At 68.3% G+C, this 18,576-nt stretch carries 13 protein-coding genes; 7 read left to right on the forward strand and 6 right to left on the reverse strand.

Annotated features, from left to right (window positions below):
* Positions 1-214 precede the first annotated feature (214 nt).
* Positions 215-685 (forward strand): hypothetical protein, encoded by a 471-nt coding sequence (locus H9658_RS13350; protein WP_179566093.1) that lies wholly within the window; start codon positions 215-217, stop codon positions 683-685.
* Positions 686-805: 120 nt separating this feature from the next.
* On the opposite strand, the gene H9658_RS13355 is transcribed toward H9658_RS13350, so the two are convergent.
* Positions 806-1,666 (reverse strand): pirin family protein, encoded by an 861-nt coding sequence (locus H9658_RS13355; protein ID WP_191825690.1) that lies wholly within the window; start codon positions 1,664-1,666, stop codon positions 806-808.
* A gap of 493 nt (positions 1,667-2,159) precedes the next feature.
* Between H9658_RS13355 and H9658_RS13360 the strand changes: the two genes are divergently transcribed.
* Both H9658_RS13360 and H9658_RS13365 read left to right on the forward strand, forming a co-directional pair.
* Complete coding sequence (locus H9658_RS13360) at positions 2,160-4,232, forward strand: carbon starvation CstA family protein (RefSeq protein WP_191825691.1); 2,073 nt, start codon at positions 2,160-2,162, stop codon at positions 4,230-4,232.
* Positions 4,232-4,456, forward strand: a complete 225-nt coding sequence (locus H9658_RS13365; protein WP_064539465.1) for a YbdD/YjiX family protein — start codon at positions 4,232-4,234, stop codon at positions 4,454-4,456. Before H9658_RS13360 ends, H9658_RS13365 begins: the two co-directional genes overlap by 1 nt.
* 347 nt (positions 4,457-4,803) lie before the next feature.
* Here H9658_RS13365 and H9658_RS13370 read toward each other — a convergent pair whose 3' ends face one another.
* Entirely contained in the window at positions 4,804-5,490 is a 687-nt protein-coding gene (locus H9658_RS13370) for an HAD family hydrolase (protein WP_191825692.1), read from the reverse strand.
* 290 nt (positions 5,491-5,780) lie between these two features.
* Here H9658_RS13370 and H9658_RS13375 point away from each other — a divergent pair, with 290 nt between their 5' ends.
* Complete coding sequence (locus H9658_RS13375; protein ID WP_191825693.1) at positions 5,781-6,548, forward strand: ankyrin repeat domain-containing protein; 768 nt, start codon at positions 5,781-5,783, stop codon at positions 6,546-6,548.
* Positions 6,549-6,582: 34 nt separating this feature from the next.
* Complete coding sequence (locus H9658_RS13380; protein WP_191825694.1) at positions 6,583-7,779, forward strand: XVIPCD domain-containing protein; 1,197 nt, start codon at positions 6,583-6,585, stop codon at positions 7,777-7,779.
* A 100-nt stretch (positions 7,780-7,879) separates the two neighbouring features.
* On the opposite strand, the gene H9658_RS13385 is transcribed toward H9658_RS13380, so the two are convergent.
* The 3 genes from H9658_RS13385 to H9658_RS13395 all read right to left on the reverse strand — a co-directional run bounded on the left by H9658_RS13385 (position 7,880) and on the right by H9658_RS13395 (position 13,516).
* Positions 7,880-9,109 carry a DUF819 family protein gene (locus H9658_RS13385; RefSeq protein WP_191825695.1) on the reverse strand — a complete coding sequence of 410 codons (1,230 nt, stop codon included), beginning with the start codon at positions 9,107-9,109 and terminating at the stop codon, positions 7,880-7,882.
* Positions 9,110-9,276: 167 nt separating this feature from the next.
* A complete protein-coding gene (locus tag H9658_RS13390; protein WP_191825696.1) occupies positions 9,277-11,346 on the reverse strand; it encodes a S9 family peptidase in 2,070 nt (689 codons plus the stop codon).
* A gap of 205 nt (positions 11,347-11,551) precedes the next feature.
* Positions 11,552-13,516: an OPT family oligopeptide transporter gene (locus H9658_RS13395; RefSeq protein ID WP_191825697.1), complete on the reverse strand. Its 1,965-nt coding sequence runs from the start codon at positions 13,514-13,516 to the stop codon at positions 11,552-11,554.
* Between the two features lie 550 nt (positions 13,517-14,066).
* On the opposite strand from H9658_RS13395, the gene H9658_RS13400 reads away from it, so the two are divergent.
* Both H9658_RS13400 and H9658_RS13405 read left to right on the forward strand, forming a co-directional pair.
* Positions 14,067-15,833 carry a peptide MFS transporter gene (locus H9658_RS13400; protein ID WP_191825698.1) on the forward strand — a complete coding sequence of 589 codons (1,767 nt, stop codon included), beginning with the start codon at positions 14,067-14,069 and terminating at the stop codon, positions 15,831-15,833.
* A 145-nt stretch (positions 15,834-15,978) separates the two neighbouring features.
* Entirely contained in the window at positions 15,979-16,401 is a 423-nt protein-coding gene (locus tag H9658_RS13405; RefSeq protein WP_191825699.1) for a hypothetical protein, read from the forward strand.
* A 109-nt stretch (positions 16,402-16,510) separates the two neighbouring features.
* Here the strand turns inward: H9658_RS13405 and H9658_RS13410 are convergent, their stop codons facing one another.
* Positions 16,511-18,445, reverse strand: coding sequence for an alpha/beta hydrolase family protein (locus tag H9658_RS13410; RefSeq protein WP_225209951.1), 1,935 nt, complete (start codon positions 18,443-18,445; stop codon positions 16,511-16,513).
* Positions 18,446-18,576: the final 131 nt, after the last annotated feature.

Here is an 18,576-nt window from a genome sequence, read left to right on the forward strand (position 1 = left end):
TCGACCCGCATTCCAATTGTCAAGTGCCGCTCGCTGGGCTATGGTTCGGGCAGCGGCGGGGAAATGGCGGCCGCACACCGGGACACGCATTGCGTAGGGGTATGCACTGCACGCGGATCCCGCAAAGGAATGAGGGTGACGTGCCGTGCGCCTGCGTCGGCGTGCGCTGAAGATCGATACCGTCGCAACGCGGCGGTGCATGGGGACATCGCGAATGAGGGTTGCAAACTGGCTCACCGGCCTGTCGGTCCTGCCTGCCGTGCTGGCGGCGGCCACGGCCATGGCGCAACAGGCGCAGAACTGTCCGCAACTGCCGCCGCAGTCCAACCTGCAGTGGAGCGAGCGCAGCGACAAGGGCTTCATCGTGTGCCGCGCGACAGCTGCCGACGGCCGCCAGGTGCTCGGCATGATGCTGACCTCGCGCGACCCGAACATCCCGCTGGCGCGCAACCTGCGCGAAGAGAAAGGCAGCATCGCCGGCGAGAGCGTGCATTGGTACCGGCCGGATCTGGGGGGAGTCGATGCGCCGGGCCTGGCCTCGCGCCGGGTCACCGTGGTCGAACTGGGCAAGGACCACTACGCCCAGGTCTGGATCGATGCCGGCGACGTGCAGGAGCTGCAATCGCTGCAGTCGCTGGTGCAGGGACTGGACATGCGTCCGACCAGCGTGGCGCTGGATCGCTGAGTCTGGCGACGCCCCTGTAGGAGCGGCTTCAGCCGCGACAGAATCCCTCCGGGTAGAACCTGTCGCGGCTGAAGCCGCTCCTACAGGGTTTCATGGCGTGCCGATCGCCATCCCAGGCCGCTAGAACCGCCCTTCCTGGAAATCGACGAAGGCCTGCATCAGTTCTTCGCGCGTGTTCATCACGAACGGCCCGTGCCGCGCCACCGGCTCGCGCAACGGCCGGCCGGCGACCAGGATCAGCCGCGCGCCCGCCGCGCCCGCCCGCAACTGCAGCAGGTCGCCGCCGCCGAGCACGGCCAGGGTCTGCGCCGGCAGCTCACGCGCGGCCTCGCCCTCGCCCAGCAGCGCGGCACCCTCGTAGGCGTAGGCGAACGCGTTGTGCCCGGCCGGCAACAGGTGGTCCCAGCGCGCGTCGGCGTCCAGTGCGACGTCCAGATACAGCGGATCGGTGGCTGGCTGCGCGATCGGCCCGTGCACGTCGCCGACCTGCCCGGCGATCACCTTGACCGTCACTCCCGGCGCCGGCTGCGCCAGCGGGATGCGCTCGGGTGCGAATTCCTGGTAGCGCGGCGCGGTCATTTTGTCGCGTGCCGGCAGGTTCACCCACAGCTGGAAGCCGCGCATGCGCCCGGACTCCTGCTCCGGCATCTCCGAATGCACCAGGCCGCGGCCGGCGGTCATCCACTGCACGCTGCCCGGGGTCAGCAGGCCTTCGTTGCCGTGGTTGTCCTTGTGCCGCATGCGCCCGTCGAGCATGTAGGTGACGGTCTCGAAGCCGCGGTGCGGATGGCTGGGGAAACCGCCGATGTAGTCCTCGGCGCGGTCGGTGCCGAATTCGTCGAGCAGCAGGAACGGGTCCAGCTCGGGCAGTTCGCCGCCGCCGATGACGCGGGTCAGCCTGACCCCGTCGCCGTCGGCGGTGGCGCGGCCACGGATGGTGCGCGCGATGCGCGCGGGCGCGGCGGTGAGGGTGTCGGTCATGGCGGGCGATCTCCTGGTGAAGCACCGTATATGGGCGCGCCGCCGCCGGCGGCCAATCGCGATCGGCGCAACCCATCGTTCCATCGTAGGGGCGCCGGCCGGCCGTGCGCCGGGTGCACCGGCCGCACCGGAAGTGTCGGCGTGGCGCGTTGGGGCGCGATGCGGATGCCGATGCCGATGCCGATGCCGGTGCGCGTGCCGGCCATAACCGCTCTTGTGGGAGGGACTTCAGTCCCGACTGCAGCCAAGCCCGCAGATCCGCAGCCGCGCTCTTGCACCCGATGCTCCGCGCGATGCCTAGCGATCAGGCAAAGTCCGTCTCGACCCACCGCCTTCCCCATCGCCACGGCCAGGCATGCGTCCCCGCGACCCGCGCGATCATCGAATACGGCACCGACTACGACCAAAGTACTAGGGCCATCGCCTGCCCCGGCATTGACCCCCCAGGCCATCGGGGCGACCCTTGCGGGAATCTTGTGGGGGAGCGATCTGCATGAAAGGGTTTTCCAAACTGGCCTGGGCCGCGCTCGCGGTGCTGGCGGCGTTCTGCCTGGGCACCATCGCCCTGCGCCGCGGCGAACACATCAACGCGCTGTGGATCGTGGTCGCCGCGGTCTCGATCTACCTGATCGCGTATCGCTTCTACAGCCTGTTCATCGCCACCAAGGTGATGCAGCTGGACCCCACGCGGGCCACGCCCGCCGTGCTCAACAACGACGGCCTGGACTACGTGCCGACCAACAAGCACGTGCTGTTCGGCCACCACTTCGCCGCCATCGCCGGCGCCGGGCCGCTGGTCGGCCCGGTGCTCGCCGCGCAGATGGGCTACCTGCCCGGCCTGCTGTGGCTGGTGGTCGGGGTGGTGTTCGCCGGCGCGGTGCAGGACTTCGTGGTGCTGTTCCTGTCCAGCCGCCGCAACGGCCGCTCGCTCGGCGACCTGGTGCGCGAGGAGATGGGCCAGGTGCCCGGCACCATCGCCCTGTTCGGCGCGTTCCTGATCATGATCATCATCCTGGCGGTGCTGGCGATGGTGGTGGTCAAGGCGCTGGCGGAGAGTCCCTGGGGCATGTTCACGGTGATCGCGACGATGCCGATCGCGATCATGATGGGCGTGTACATGCGCTACATCCGCCCCGGCAAGATCGGCGAGATCTCGGTGGTGGGGCTGATCCTGCTGCTGGCCGCGATCTGGTTCGGCGGCAAGGTCGCCGCCGATCCGACCTGGGGCCCGGCCTTCACCTTCACCGACGTGCAGATCACCTGGATGCTGATCGGCTACGGCTTCGTCGCCTCGGTGCTGCCGGTGTGGCTGCTGCTGGCGCCGCGCGACTACCTGTCCACCTTCCTCAAGATCGGCACCATCATCGCCCTGGCCATCGGCATTCTGGTGGTCATGCCAGACCTGAAGATGCCGGCGCTGACCCAGTACGCGCACAACGGCATGGGCCCGGTGTGGACCGGCGGCATCTTCCCGTTCCTGTTCATCACCATCGCCTGCGGCGCGGTGTCCGGCTTCCATGCGCTGATCTCCTCCGGCACCACCCCCAAGCTGCTCGCCAACGAAGGCCACATGCGCTACATCGGCTACGGCGGCATGCTGATGGAATCGTTCGTCGCGGTGATGGCGCTGGTCGCCGCCTCGATCATCGAGCCGGGCGTGTATTTCGCGATGAACGCGCCGGCCTCGATGGTCGGCAGCGACGTCGTCGCGGTCGCGGCCAAGGTCAGCGAATGGGGCTTCGCGATCACTCCTGAAGTGCTCGAAGCCACTGCCCGCGACATCGGCGAGACCACCATCCTGGCCCGCGCCGGCGGCGCGCCGACCCTGGCGGTGGGCATCGCGCAGATCCTGCACCAGCTGTTGCCGGGCGAGGACATGATGGCGTTCTGGTACCACTTCGCGATCCTGTTCGAGGCGCTGTTCATCCTCACCGCGGTCGACGCCGGCACCCGCGCCGGGCGCTTCATGCTGCAGGACCTGCTCGGCAACTTCGTGCCGGCGCTGAAGCGGACCGAATCGTGGGGCGCCAACATCGTCGCCACCGGCGGCTGCGTGGCGCTGTGGGGATACCTGCTCTACACCGGGGTCAAGGATCCGTACGGCGGCATCCGCACGCTGTGGCCGCTGTTCGGCATCTCCAACCAGATGCTCGCCGGCATCGCGCTGATGCTGGGCACGGTGGTGCTGTTCAAGATGAAGCGCGACCGCTACGCCTGGGTCACCATCGTGCCGGCGCTGTGGCTGCTGATCTGCACCACCTACGCCGGGCTGATCAAGATCTTCGACCCCAACCCGGCGCAGGGCTTCCTGGCGCAGGCGCACAAGTTCCAGGAGGCGATCGCCAGCGGCACCATCACCGCACCGGCCAAGACGGTGCCGCAGATGCAGCAGATCGTCACCAACGCCTACGTCAACACCGGGCTGACCGCGCTGTTCCTGTTCGTGGTGTTCTCGATCCTGATCTACTCGGTCAAGACCATCCTCGCCGCGCGCCGCAACCCGCAGCGCAGCGACAAGGAAACCGCGTACGTGGCGCTGCAGCCGCACCAGATGGCGGACGTGTGATGAGCAACGACCTGGTTCCGGTCGGGCAATACCAGGCGCACCGCCGGCTGTGGCGGCGCCTGGTGCAGACCGCGCGGCTGTGCTGCGGCATTCCCGACTACGACAACTACGTGCGCCACGTGCTGGAGAAACATCCCGACCGGCAACCGATGGACTACAAGACCTTCTTCCGCGAGCGCCAGGAAGCGCGCTATGGCGGCAAGAGCGGGTTTCGTTGTTGTTGAACAGCCGGGATTCGGGATTGGGGATGACCAGCCATTCGGCTGTGGAAAGCCGGGATTGGCAATGGCGGGAGCGCGGTGCCTGAGAGCATCGCGGCTGCGGGGCATGTCATGCCACTTCGGTGCGCGAGCGTACGCTCAGACCTGCTTTGAACACACGCCACCCCATGTAGGAGCGGCTTCAGCCGCGACAGGCAGCCCGGAGAAGACACACACCACGGATGGCGCGATGCTGTCCGGAGACGCTCTTTCCGTCCGCCACGCTCCGCGGCAAGGCCACAGCGAGCGGACAGCCCCGACTCCGCGTTTGTGCGTCGCCGCCACCCGGCAGCGCGGCCTCTCGATCGACACTACGCCGCCGCCGCGCGCACCAATTCGGCGTAGACCTGCGGCAACTGCCGCATGTGCTGCATCACCGCGGCCACGCCGAGGTGACGCAGGGTGTCGGCGTGGCCTGGCGGGATGTGCGCTGCGCCGGTGAAACCGATCACGGTCATGCCCGCGGCCAGCGCCGCGCTGGCGCCGGTGACGCTGTCCTCGATCACCAGGCACCGCGGCGGCGCCGCGCCCAGCGTTTGCGCTGCCAGCAGGTAGACATCCGGCGCCGGCTTCGGCCGCGCCACCATGTCGGCGCTGAAGACGTGGCCGTTCACCCGCTCGGTCAGCCCGGCACGCGCCACCGACGCCATCACGCTGTGGCGCAGGCTGTTGGAGGCGACCGCCAGCGGCAGCGGCAACGCCAGCAGCGCCTCGCGGACGCCGTCGATCGGTTGCACCTCGGCGGCGATCAACGCTTCCGAACGTTCCCGGATTTCCTCGAACAGGCCCGGCGGCAGGGTCACCGCGAAATGCCGCTGCACCCGCTCCACGATCTCGTGCGCGGTCTGGCCGAAACTGCCGGCGAGGTAGGCCTCCAGCTCGGCCCGCGGCACGTAGGCGCCCAGCGCGTCGAACATGACCCGGTCGGCCAGCACCTCGCTGTCGACGAGCACGCCGTCGCAATCGCTGATCAGCAGGTCGAAGGGGGTCGCGGTCATCGCAAGGGCCTCGGCGGAAAACCCGCATTATGCCAAGTTGCGCATGTACGCCACCTGCGTGCGGCAGCGCCGGCGGGTGCATTGCGCCGCAATCGGGCCATTCTCCGCTCCCGGCGCAAACATTCGTCCGGGTCGATATGCGCTCCACCGCGCATGCCACGCCATGCACAGCGCGCCAGCGCTGTAACAAAACCTTACCGAACCGGCGCCGGACAGCTGCTAGCATCGGTCACGGTGGCAAGGAACGTCGCCACCGGCAACAGGAACGCGAACAGGAAAAGGAGCCCTCCATGCGCAAGCAGTTCCCCGTCCTGATCGCGCTTGCGACCTCGATGTCCATCTCGGTCTCATGCGCCGCCCCGCCCGGCGCCAAGGAGCACTCTGCCATGTCAGCCACGCTGCAGGATCACTCGGTCGCGTTCCGCGATCCCCACCTCGCCGACATCGCCGCCGCCGTCGCGCGCGGCGATGCGGCCCGTATCGCCGCGCTCGCGCCGGGCGTGGACCTGTCCGCGCACGGCGACCAGAACGTCACCCTGCTCGAATACGCGATCTGGAACGAACAGCCGCGCGCGCTCAGTGCCTTGCTGGACGCTGGCGCGAATCCGGCCGAACCGGGCATGGACCAGGAAACCGTGGTGCACATGGCCGCGATGGCCAAGGACCCGCAATACCTGAAGATCCTGCTGCAGCATGGCGCGCCGGTGGATCCGGTCAGCGCGCGCGGCAACTGGACGCCGCTGTTCCGCGCGCTGCAGAGCAAGCGCGACGAACAGATCCAGCTGCTGCTGCAGGCCGGCGCCGATCCGCACCGGGTCGATGCCAGCGGCAACTCGCTGCTGCACCTGGCCGCACAGAGCAGCGCCGGCAACCCGTGGGTGCTGAAACTGCTGCAGGCCGGGGTCGATCCGGGCCTGCGCAACGCGCAGCAGAAGACCTTCCAGGCGTATTTCTTCACCACGCCCGAGCGCCTGCTCAACAGCACCGCGCAGCAGACCCGCGCCGCGGTACGCGACTGGTTGAGCGCCCACGACATCCCCCTGGAAGCGGCCCGCTGAGGCGGCTGTTCGCAGCACACGCAAGGAGCCGCGCATGAGCCAGAACGATCTTTCCAATACCGACGCGTCCGCCCCGTTCGCCGAAGCCGTTCGCGGCCAGCAGCCGCAGGCGGTGGACACGCAACTTCCCACCTTGCTGCAGGATCTCTACGGCACGGCCGCCCAGCGCCGCGCCGGCGGCGCGGAAAGCTTCGCGGCGCTGCCCGACGGCTGGACCCGCCTGGACGATGGCGCCGTGCAGCGCGCCGGCATCGATCCGGGCATGCTGCACGATGCCAAGAGCGGCTTCGATGCCGCGTTCTACCGCAACGAACAGGGCAACGTGGTGCTGGCGTTCTGCGGCACCGACGAAGGCAAGGACTGGAAGCACAACATCGGCCAGGGCCTGGGCTTCGCCGACGCGCAGTACGCCTCGGCGATCCAGCTCGGCAGCCAGGCCAAGCAGGCGTTCGGCCAGGACCTGATGATCTCCGGGCATTCGCTCGGCGGCGGCCTGGCCGCGGCCTCGGCGATGGTCAACGACGTGCCGGCGGTCACCTACAACGCCGCCGGGGTCAACGACCGTACGCTGGAGCGCGAAGGCCTGGACGCGTCCGCCGCCAAGGACTACGCCGCCGATGGATTGATCCGCGGCTACCACGTCAAGAACGAACTGCTGACCCACCTGCAGGAAGACAGCATCCCGCTGAAATGGGCGATGCCCGACGCCGCCGGCCACCAGATCCAGTTGCCGGACCCGGATCCGCTGTCGTTCGGCCAGCGCCTGGTGCCGGGGATGATGCTCAAGCATCGGCTGGACCTGCACGGCATCGATTCGGTGATCAAGGCGCAGGAACTGGAATCGCAGAGCCACGCGCAGACCCAGGAACGCGCGCTGCCCACCGGCAGCCGCCTGTTCAACGACGCGGTGGTGCAACTGGACGGGCAGCGCGAGCGGCTCGGCCTGCGCGACGACGCGCAGTTCCTCAACACCGCCGCCAGCGTCGCCGCGCATGCCGGACAGGACGGCCTCAAACAGATCGACCAGCTGGTGCCCAGCCGCGACGGCGACCGCCTGTTCGCGGTGCAGGGCCGCGCCGACGACCCAGCGCATCTGCGCAGCCAGGTGCAGACCGCGGCGGCGGCCAGCGAACCGGCGCAGGCCAACGTCGGCCAGCTGCAGCAACAGAATCTGCAGGCGAACGTGCCGCAGCAGGAAGAGCAGCAGCGCCGGGTCGCGCTGCAGCAGTAGGCCGCCGCAAATCCCCTGTACGAGCGGCTTCAGCCGCGACAGAACGTATCGGTAAAGCCCGTCGCGGCTGAAGCCGCTCCTACAGGGTCATGCCGGTGCGCTACCCCGCGCCCGCCATCGCGCGCAAGGTGATCCCGACCAGGTATGCCAGGTAGGTGCCGGTGGCATAGCCCATCGTGCCCAGCAGCACGCCGACCGGCGCCAGCGCCGGATGGAACGCGGCCGCCACCACCGGTGCCGAGGCCGGGCCGCCGACGTTGCTCTGCGAGCCGATCGCGAAATAGAAAAACGGCACCCGCAGCAATTTGCCCAGCGCCAGCAACAGCAGGATGTGCACGCACAGCCAGATCAGCCCGAGCAGGAAGATCCACGGGCGGTCGAACAGCGCCAGCAGGTCCATCTGCATGCCGATGCAGGCGATCAGGAAATACAGCAGCAGCGAGCCGATACGCGAGGCGCCGGCGCCTTCCAGGGTGCGTGCGCGGGTGAAGCTGAGCAGCAGGCCGATCGTGGTCGACAGCACCACCACCCACACGAACGGCGCGCCGAGGCTGAACTGCTTGGCCCAGGCGACGTTGGCCGCGAACCACGCCGCGGTCGGCACCGCGATCGCATGCGCCAGGCCGACCGCACCGAACGCGAGGCCGACGATCAGCATCAGGTCGGTCAGGCTGGCGACGCGTTCGTGCTGCGCCTGGAACTGCGCGATACGCTGCTTGAGATCGTCGATGCCGCTGGTGTCGGCACCGCTGCGCGCATCGATCGCCGCCGCGCGCGGGGCGAGGAAGATCAGCAAGGCCATCCACACGTAACCGACGCCGACATCGACCACCGCGAACTGGCCGAAGGTGGTGGCATCGACGTTGAACACTTCGCGCATCGCCAGCATGTTGGCGCCGCCGCCGATCCAGCTGCCGGCCAATGCGGCCATGCCGGCCCAGGTATCGCCGGCCACCGTGGCCGGATGCAGCCACTTCATCAGCTGGAACGCGACCACCGCGCCGAGCATGATGCTGAAGGAGGCGCCCAGGTACATCGCCACCAGCTTCGGCCCCAGGCGCAGGATGCCTTTCAGGTCGACGGTGAGCGTCAGCAGCACCAGCGCCGCCGGCAGCAGCACGTCGCGCGCGACCGGGTCGTACAGGCGGTTGTGCTGCCCGTCGATCAACCCGACGGTGTTGTAGATGCCGGGAATCAGGTAGCACAGCAGCAGCGCCGGCACGACGCTGTAGAAGCGCTTCCAGAATCCATGCGGCCGCGCGGCGGTCCAGAACACCGCCCCGAGCGTGGCGGCGATCAGGCCGAAGATGACGATGTCGTTGTGGATCATTGGGAAGCCGGGAATGGGGACAGGGGAATCGGGACTCGTAAGAGCAAAGCCGGACGGCGCGAACGCGAGCGCCGCACCATCGATCGACGCAGCGGATGGAATAGATCACTCATCCGTGCGACCCGTCCCGAGTCCCGAGTCCAAATCCCGAATCCCGAATCCTGGCCTCACTGCCCGATATGCTGCTTCAACCAGCCATTGACCGTGTCGTGCCACAGGATGCTGTTCTGCGGCTTCAGCACCCAGTGATTTTCGTCCGGGAAGTACAGGAACTTGGAGTCGATGCCCTTGCGCTGCAGCGCGCTGAACGCGGCCAGGCCCTGCTCCACCGGGATGCGGAAATCCTGCTGGCCGTGGATCACCAGCATCGGCACCTTCCACTTGTCCACGTGCAGCACCGGGTTGAACTTCTCGTAGCCGGCCGGGTTCTGCCACGGCGTGCCGCCGTTCTCCCACTCGCTGAACCACAGTTCCTCGGTGGCGTAGCCCATGGTGCGGTTGTCGAACACGCCGTCGTGGTCGACCAGGCACTTCCACGGCTGGTTCCAGTTGCCGGCCATCCAGTACACCATGTAGCCGCCGTAGCTGGCGCCGAGCGCGCAGGCCTTGTCGCCATCGAGGAATTTGTACTGCTGCTGCGCCGCGGCCCAGCCCTTCTGCAGGTCTTCCAGCGGGCGGTCGCCCCAGTGCTGGCTGATCGCATCGGTGAACGCCTGGCCGTAGCCGGTGGAGCCGTGGAAATCGATCATCACCACCGCGTAGCCCTGGCCGGCATAGGTCTGCGGATTCCAGCGGTTGCTCCAGCCGTTGCCGAAGCTGCCCTGCGGGCCGCCGTGGATCAGGAACGCGACCGGATAGGTCTTGCCGGGCTGGTAGTTGTACGGCTTGACCACGTAACCGTGCACGGTCTCGTCGTTCCAGCCCTTGAACTGGAACTGCTCGTAGTCGCCGAAGGCCACGTCCGGCAGCTGTTCGCCGGCGCTGGCGGTGATCGCGCGCGGATGCTGGCCGTCGGCGTCGGCGACGAACACCTGGTCGCCGCTCTTGAGGCTGTTGCGGGTGAACGCGAGCGTGTTGCCGGCCAGCACCGGCGCGCCGACGCTGCCGCCATCGGCCACGGTGCGGACCTTGCCGCTGGCGGTATCCACCGCGAACAGCGGATGCTGGCCGAGGTCGTCGGCGGTGGTGTACACGGTGGCGCCGTCGGCCGAGGGCACGATCTCGCCGGCCGAGCGGTCCCACTGCGGCGCGATCTCGCGGGTCTTGCCGCTGGCCACGTCCATCGCCATCAGGCCGAAGCGGTCGGCTTCGAAACCGGGGCGCTTCATGGCGCGGTAGTACAGGGTCTTGCCGTCGGCGGAGAACACCGGGCCGGCGTCCCAGGCCGGGTTGGCCGCGGTCAGGTTGACCGGCGCGGCCTTGCCCGCCGCATCCAGCCGGTACAGGTCGAAGTTGGTCGACCACGGCTCCTCGCGCCCGGCCACGCGCACGCTGGCCACCAGCGACTGCCCGTCCGGCGCCCAGGTGTAGTCCTCGCTGCCGCCGAACGGCTTGGACGGAATGTCGCCGGCCAGGGTCACGCTGATCGCCGAGGCGCCGACCACCGGCTTGGCCTTGGCGTCGCCGGGCAGCGGCGCCACGAACAGGCTGTTGCGGCGGCCATCGTTCCAGGTGTCCCAGTGGCGCACGAACAACTGGTCGAACACCACGCCGCTGGCCTTGGCGCTCTTCTTCGCGTCCAGGCGCTTCTGCGTGCAACCCAGGTCGGAACCGCAGTCCTGGAACACGCCGGCGCTGAAGGCAGCGCGGTCGCCCTGCGGGGCGACGCGGTAGCTGTCCACGTCCAGCGCGAAGTCGGTGAGCTGGCGCGGCGCGCCGCCGGCCAGCGGCAGCGCGTACAGCTGCTGGCGGCCGGACTTGGCGCTGAGGAAGTACACGGTCTTGCCGTCGGCCGACAGTTCCGGCGAATTGACGTTCCAGCCGTCCGGGGTCAGCCGCTTCGGCGGCGCCGCATCGCGGGTGCGCAGATTGCGCAGCCACAGCCCGGTACTGGCCTTGTCGCTGGCCTTGTCCACCTGCCGCTTGGCGAAGATCACCGTGCCGCCGTCGGGCGTCAGCAGCGGCGAGGACACCCGGTCCAGCGCCACCATGTCGCGGACATCGAAACCGCGGGTCGCCGCCAGCGCAGGCAGCGCGGTCAGCAGGCACAGGGGCAGCAAGGCGTAGCGCAAGGTCATCGGGCGTCTCCGGAACACGGCAAAACGTCGATGGTAGGCGCGCGGGTGGACGTGGTGCAAAGGCATGAAGTCATGGAGGGCCGGGATTCGGGATTGGGGATTGGGGATTCGCGGGAGCGGACTGCGTGTTGCGCTTGTGGGCGATCGCCACAAACACGAAGCCCGGCGCAGGCCGGGCTTCGTGTCTTGCTGAGGGTGCTGATGCTTACACCGACGGCGGCAGCGGTGCGGTCGGCTCGCCCTTCTTGCCGGTGCGGTACAGCAGCCAGCCGACGAAGGCGAGCAGGACCAGGCCGTACCACTGGTTGAGATGGAAGCCGGCAGGCAGCGCCAGCACGTCGGCGTGGCCGGAGACCACGATCGGCACCGCGATGGCGATGCCCATCAGCGCCTCGCCGGTGATCAGGCCGGCGGCGAACAGCGTGCCCGGACGGTGCACGCGGTCGCGGCCTTCCTCGTCGTCGGCGCGGATCTTGTGGAAGCGCTCGACCAGGTAGGTGATCAGCCCGCCGAGGAAGATCGGCACCATCAGTTCCAGCGGCAGGTAGATGCCGATCGCCGCGGCCAACACCGGCACGCGGAAACGCTTGCCGGTGCGCTTGAGCCATTCGTCCAGGGCGATGATCGCCGCGCCGACGCCAGCGCCGATGGCGATCATCGTCCACGGCAGTTCGCCGCCGAACAGCCCCTTGGCCACCGAGGCCATCAGCGTCGCCTGCGGCGCGGCCAACGAGTTCGGATGCTCCGGCGTCGCCGCGCCAATGCCGTAGGCCTGGGCCAACAGGTTCAGCACCGGGGCCATGATCAGCGCGCAGGAGAATGCGCCGATGGCCAGCATCAACTGCTGCTTCCACGGCGTGGCGCCGACCAGGTAACCGGCCTTCAGATCCTGCAGGTTGTCGCCGCCCACCGCTGCAGCGCAGCACACCACTGCGCCGATCATGATCGCGGCGACCGCGCCGATCGGCGAGTCGCGCCCGAGCAGCAGCACCAGTACCGCCGAGGCGAACAGGATGGTGGAGATGGTGATGCCCGACACCGGATTGTTCGACGAGCCGATCAGCCCGGCCAGGTAGCCGGACACCGACACGAACAGGAAGCCGGCGACGATCATGATCAAGGTCATCGGGATGCTGACGTGCCACTGGCCGACGATCGCCTGATACAGGCCCAGCAGCGGCAGCGTGCACAGCAGCAAGGCGACCAGCATCCACTTCATCGGCAGGTCGCGGTCGGTCTCGGCCACCACCGTGCCGGCGGTGCTCTTGCGCGCGGCGGCGAACCCGCTCTTGACCCCGGACAGCAGCGACTTGCGCAGCGAGAACAGCGTCCACACGCCGCCGATCAGCATCGCGCCCACGCCCAGGTAGCGCACCTTGGCCGCCCAGATGGCGAATGCGGCCTCGGCCGCCGGCGCGGTGGCCAGGCTCTGCGCCAGCGCCGGATCGGAGCCCATGAAGAACTGCTGGTACAGCGGAATGGCGATGTGCCAGGACAGGATCGAGCCGGACAGCACCACGATGCCGACGTTGAGCCCGACGATGTAGCCGACCCCGAGCAGCGCCGGCGACAGGTTGGTGCCGACGTAGCCGACCAGCTTGCTGCTGCCCAGGTAGGTGGCCTGCGCCCAGGTGTCGGGAATCACTTTCAGGCCGCTGGCCGCGGCCAGCTTGACCAGTCCGCCGATGGTCGCCGACAGCGCCAGGATCTTCAGTCCCGGCCCGGGATTCTCGCCGGCCTTGAGCACTTCGGCCGCGGCCTTGCCCTCGGGGAACGGCAGCGGATCCTCGACGATCATCGAGCGCCGCAGCGGCACCGAGAACAGCACCCCGAGCAGGCCGCCCATGCCGGCGATGCCGAGCACCCACCAGTACTTGAAGTCCGGCCAGTAGCCCATGATCACCAGCGCCGGGATGGTGAAGATCACCCCCGCCGCGATCGACGAACCGGCCGAGGCGCCGGTCTGCACGATGTTGTTCTCCAGGATGGTGCCGCCGCCGAGCAGGCGCAGCACGCCCATCGACACTACCGCCGCCGGAATCGCGGTGGCGATGGTCAGGCCGGCGAACAGCCCCAGGTAGGCGTTGGCGGCCGACAGCACGACGGCCAGCACGATCGACAGCACGACCGCGCGGAAAGTGAGCTGACGCGGCGCAGCAGCGTTGTTCATGGTTACCCCTGAAACGACAAAAACGTTTTCCACGCTAGCGTCTGGGGCTGGGCAAGTCCAGCATCCCGGCGCCCAGCTTGTGGCACATGCCTGGGAGGCGGGGATTTGGGATTGGGGATTGGGGATTCGCAAATGCAGCGGCGCCCCGGCGGCCGATGGTCAGCCCCTCTCCCACCGGGAGAGGGGTTGGGGTGAGGGTACGGGGCGAAGCCTCGCGCTGTTTCGATCCCATGAGGTTGCGCCCGCACCCTCATCCGCCCCTACGGGGCACCTTCCCCCGAAAAGGGGGCCATGGTCCCGGTGGGAGAAGGAACCGCGATCGCCCCTTTCCCATCGGGAGAGGGGTTGGGGTGAGGGTCCGGGCGAAGCCTCGCACTGCTTCGCCCCCATGAGGCTGCGCCCGCCCCCTCATCCGCCCCGGCGGGGCACCTTCCCCCCCCCAAAAGAGCCATGGTCCCGAAGGAGGAAATATCGCCACGCTGCGGCGACTCAACCAAGCGCCGCCGGCACGCCTATACTCCGCCGCTGCCCTTCCCGCCCAAGGCCAGCCGTGTCCGTCACCGCCCTCCCCGCCCGCGACGCGCGCGACGATTTCCTCGGCCACCCCAAGGGCGTCTACGTCTGTTTCTTCACCGAGATGTGGGAGCGCTTCTCCTTCTACGGGATGAAGGCGCTGTTGCTGCTGTACCTGACCAAGTACCACCTGTTCGGCGACAAGGCCGGGCTCGACCTGCTCGGCGCCTATGGCGGGCTGGTGTACTGCGTGCCGGTGATCGGCGGCCTGCTCGCCGACCGCTGGCTGGGCATGCGCAAGGCGGTGGTGTTCGGCGGCATCCTGCTGGTGCTCGGCCACGTCGGCATGGCCTTCGAAGGCCACGCCGCCACGCGGGTCGGTGGCGAAGTGGTCCGCGATACCGCGTCGCTGGGCGTGACCTACCTGTCGCTGGCGCTGATCATCATGGGCGTGGGCTTCCTCAAGCCCAACATCTCCACCATCGTCGGCAAGCTGTACGCCCAGGACGATCCGCGCCGCGACTCCGGCTTCTCGTTGTTCTATGCCGGCATCAACCTCGGCGCGCTGTTCGCCTCGCTGGTGTGCGGCTTCCTCGGCGAAGCCTACGGCTGGCGCTACGGTTTCGGCGCCGCCGGGATCGGCATGCTGCTCGGCCTGGGCATGTTCCTGTGGGGCCAGAAATACCTGCACGGCCATGCCGAGCCGGCGCAACCGGCGCTGCTGCGCCAGCGCGTGGCCGGACTGCCGCGCGAATGGGCGATCTATCTGGTCGCGGTGCTCGGCGTGCTGCCGGTCGCCTGGCTGATGTGGGCCGCGGCCAATGGCGCCTTCAGCCTGGGCGGCGAGATCTCGCTGGCCTTGCTGCTGATGCTGGTGGTGCTCGGCGGCGTGCTGCTGTGGTTCGCCTGGTTCACCGGCACCCAGTGCACGCCGGTGCAGCGCCAGCAGATGATCGCGCTGATGGTGCTGATCGCGATGGCGCTGGTGTACTTCACCCTGTACGAGCAGACCTACGGTTCCTGGGTCACCTTCACCGACCGGCTGATGACCAAGGACATCGTGCCGTCGCTGGTGATCCGCACTGGCACGCCGCTGCCGTGGTCGATCGCCTCGTTGCTGCTGGCGCCGCTGGGCTTCGTCGCCGCGGCGTCGCTGTCCGACCGCAACCCGACCTCGGCCGCGCCGCGCCTGCTGTTCGTCGCGGTCAGCGTGCTGATGCTGCTGCTCCTGGTCCGCGACTGCCTGGTGCTGCCGCAGACCGCCGGTTCGCTGACCTACCTGGGGGCGCTGTTCCTGGTGCTGCTGGCGCCGCTGTTCGCCGCGCTGTGGGCGTGGCTGGAACGGCGCGGCCTGGAGCCGTCCAAGCCGGCCAAATCGGCGATGGGCCTGCTGCTGGCCGGGGTGTCGTTCGTGCCGCTGGCGCTGGCCGCGCAGCAGGTCGGCGCCAGCGGGCAGATGGCCAGCGTGTGGTGGCTGGTGCTGGCCTACCTGGTGCTGGAAGCCGGCGAGATGTGCCTGTCGCCGGTCGGGCTGTCGGCGGTGACCCAACTCGCAGTGCCGCGCGTGGTCAGCCTGATGATGGGCACCTGGTTCCTGGCCACGGCCTTCTCCGAAGCGCTGGCCGCGCTGTTCGGCAAGCTCGCCGCGATCGACGTGCCCGAAGGCGAAGCGCTGAACATCGCCGACGCCGCCGCCAAGTACGCGCACCTGTTCTGGCTGATGCTGTGGATCGGCGTGGGTTGCGCGGTACTGGCCTTCCTGGCCGCGCCGCTGCTGCGGCGGATGATGCACGGGGTGCGCTGAGCGCATCCCGGCGCGGGCACAGCACGGTGCCGGCGTTTCACAAACGCGGCCGCGCGCACGTCCTGCAGATTGCAGGCACCGCCTGCGCAGGCGCCGGGCACCGAGCCGGGCGCCTGGACCCCATCCGTCGCAAGGGAGCGCTGCAATGAAGAGTACGAAGTGGAAGATTTTCGCCGCACGGGCGATGGCCTGTCTGACCCTGTGCATGGGCACCACGGCGGCGCAGGCCGCCTGCCCGTCTCCGTTCCGCCTGAGCGGCAACATCGATCAGCAATGGAAACAGGTGACCAATTCGGCCTGGAACAAGATGCTGCCGCAGCAGTGGACCGACAACGGCTTCCATTTCTACAGCCGCGTGCGCGATCGCGGCCCTGCCGACGGCATCAACACGCCGTCGGACCTGGAATCGGAAATCCTGAAGAAGGTGCGCGAGGAACCGGAAGGCACGCCCAATCGCTGGCAGATCGTGCTGCCCATCCTCAACTCGAAGGGCGCCAACCTGCGCGTGATCTACGACTACGATGGCGGCAAGACCTCCAAGTGCCAGCTGGTGACGCTGAGCTACTGAGGGCTCGCGCCATCCGCGGCCCGACCATGAGGGTCGGGCCGCGGGTTGGTCTTCGTCGCTTGGGGTGTCCGCGCGCCGAGTGCGTCGACGGCGCGGATACCGGCAGCCGCTAGCGCGCAGGCGCAGGTGCAGCCTGCGCACCGCCAAGCGAGCGGCTCAGGAACGCCAGCAGCCTGGTGTAGAACTCACGGCGGTGTTCTTCGGTGTAGAAGCCGTGGCCCTCGGTCGGGACGTACAGCGTCTCCACCGGCACCCCGGCCTTCTTCAGCGCCGCTTCCATCTTCTTCGAATGCTGGATGGGCGCGCGCTCGTCTTCGCCGCCGGCCGCCAGGAACACCGGCACCTTGATCTTGTCGGCGAGATTGACCGGCGACACCGCGGCCAGTTCGGCGCTCGATCCTACCCATTCGCGAAGAAACGTCTTGCCGGAGTCCCGCTCCTGGGTGTCGCCTCTGACGTACAGCATCGGCAAATCGTAGACGCCGACATAGCCAGCCGCACAGCGGTACAGCGCCGGCTCCTTGGCCACGCCCATCAGCGACGCATAGGCACCGTAGCTGGCACCGTACATGCAGATGCGCGCAGGATCGGCGATGCCCTGGGCGATGGCCCAACGCGTGGCGTCGGTCACGTCGTCCTGCATCGCACCGCCCCATTCCCCGCCACCGGCCTGGTGGAAGGCGCGTCCGTAGTTGCCCGAACCGCGGTAGTTGACCTGCAGCACCGCGTAACCGGCGCTGGCCAGGATCTGCGCATCCTGATCGAACAGGCCATTGTCGAACTCGCCGAACGGGCCGCCATGCGGCATCACCACCATCGGCACCTTGCCGGACGCGGCCGCCGCAGGCAGGGTCACGAAGCCGTGCAACGGCAGGCCATCGCGCGCCTGCAACGCGATCGGCCGCACCTCGGCCAGCTTCGGCGGCTGCAACGCGGCACGGCTGGCGAATGCGAAATCCGCCTTCTTCGCCACGGTGTCGAACAGGTAGAACTCGCCGGGATTGCGCCCGGACTGCACCTGCACCAGGTTGAGCCGGCCATCGCGGGTGCTGGAGGTCACGTAGACCGCCTGCCCCGGGAACGCCGCCTCCAGCGAGCGCTGGGTCTTGGCCTCAGGGGAAGTCGGGTCGAAGAACAGGCTGCGCGGCTTGTCGGCCAACACCTGGATCCCCACCGGGATACGGGTGCCATGGCGATACATGACCCGGTACGGATCGGCCAGGGCATCGCGCGCCACCACCTTGCGCTCGTTGCTGTCCACGTTCCAGGCCACGATCGCGTCGCTGTCCTTGTCCTGCTGGACCCGCAGGTACGCGGTACGCCCATCTTCGGAAAAGCCGATCGGCGCTTCCGCATGATGGGTGAGGTTCTCGTCGTTGATCAGCCGCCAGTCACCGCCTTGCGCATCGCGGTAGAACAGCTTGTTGACTCTGTCCGCATCGGCACCCCAGGCAAAACGCACCTTGCCTTGCTCGTCGCTGTGGAAATCGGCACCGCGCACCTTCGGCGACCCCGTCAGCAGACGACGGCGGCCGCTGTAGACGTCGAGAACTTCGGCGCGGCTGTACGGATCCTGGGTGACGCTGAACGGTCGCGCTTGGATGATGACGTTGCGGTCGTCGCCGGGCAGCCGGCCGACCCACTCCGCGATGACCTTCTCCACCTTCTTGGTCTGGATCAGCGTGCCCGGCCCATTGCCGGTGACGCGCTGGCCCACCAGCAGTTCCGCCGCACCGCCGTCCGCATTGATCGCGAACAGCTCCCCAGTCCCCCACGGCTCATCCCGCGCGCCCATTTTCTGGGCCATGCTGAACAGCACACGCGTGTCGTTGACCCACTCGAAGTCGGAGACATGGGTGTTCTTCTCCATCGAGAAACTGCCGACGATCTTGTTGTCGGAGCGGCGCATCACCGCCAGCGCGGTGCGGTCCGCCAGCGGCACGGTGGCCGCGTAATACTCGCCGGTCGGCGACAGCTTCAGCTCGACGACCTGTTCCTTCATCAGGAACGGCGCCAGATCCACCTGCGCCTGCGCGCTCCCCATTCCGATCCCCATCCCCAGCAAACAGCACAACGCGACTGCCCCCAGTCTCCCGCTCATCCCTATCCCCTGTATCCATGTGTTGGTTTGGCTTGCGGGCGAAGTGTAATACGGCGCGCACGTAGCGGAAGCGG

This window comes from Xanthomonas bonasiae, assembly GCF_014836395.1.
In the GTDB taxonomy this organism is placed as follows: domain Bacteria; phylum Pseudomonadota; class Gammaproteobacteria; order Xanthomonadales; family Xanthomonadaceae; genus Xanthomonas_A; species Xanthomonas_A bonasiae.

What these genes read in the sequence shown, in the direction of transcription:
- H9658_RS13350 (WP_179566093.1), top strand. Translation starts at nt 215, where the DNA reads ATGAGGGTTGCAAACTGGCTCACCGGCCTGTCGGTCCTGCCTGCCGTG.
- H9658_RS13355 (WP_191825690.1), bottom strand. Translation starts at nt 1,666, where the DNA reads ATGACCGACACCCTCACCGCCGCGCCCGCGCGCATCGCGCGCACCATC.
- H9658_RS13360 (WP_191825691.1), top strand. Translation starts at nt 2,160, where the DNA reads ATGAAAGGGTTTTCCAAACTGGCCTGGGCCGCGCTCGCGGTGCTGGCG.
- H9658_RS13365 (WP_064539465.1), top strand. Translation starts at nt 4,232, where the DNA reads ATGAGCAACGACCTGGTTCCGGTCGGGCAATACCAGGCGCACCGCCGG.
- H9658_RS13370 (WP_191825692.1), bottom strand. Translation starts at nt 5,490, where the DNA reads ATGACCGCGACCCCCTTCGACCTGCTGATCAGCGATTGCGACGGCGTG.
- H9658_RS13375 (WP_191825693.1), top strand. Translation starts at nt 5,781, where the DNA reads ATGCGCAAGCAGTTCCCCGTCCTGATCGCGCTTGCGACCTCGATGTCC.
- H9658_RS13380 (WP_191825694.1), top strand. Translation starts at nt 6,583, where the DNA reads ATGAGCCAGAACGATCTTTCCAATACCGACGCGTCCGCCCCGTTCGCC.
- H9658_RS13385 (WP_191825695.1), bottom strand. Translation starts at nt 9,109, where the DNA reads ATGATCCACAACGACATCGTCATCTTCGGCCTGATCGCCGCCACGCTC.
- H9658_RS13390 (WP_191825696.1), bottom strand. Translation starts at nt 11,346, where the DNA reads ATGACCTTGCGCTACGCCTTGCTGCCCCTGTGCCTGCTGACCGCGCTG.
- H9658_RS13395 (WP_191825697.1), bottom strand. Translation starts at nt 13,516, where the DNA reads ATGAACAACGCTGCTGCGCCGCGTCAGCTCACTTTCCGCGCGGTCGTG.
- H9658_RS13405 (WP_191825699.1), top strand. Translation starts at nt 15,979, where the DNA reads ATGAAGAGTACGAAGTGGAAGATTTTCGCCGCACGGGCGATGGCCTGT.
- H9658_RS13410 (WP_225209951.1), bottom strand. Translation starts at nt 18,445, where the DNA reads ATGGGGAGCGCGCAGGCGCAGGTGGATCTGGCGCCGTTCCTGATGAAG.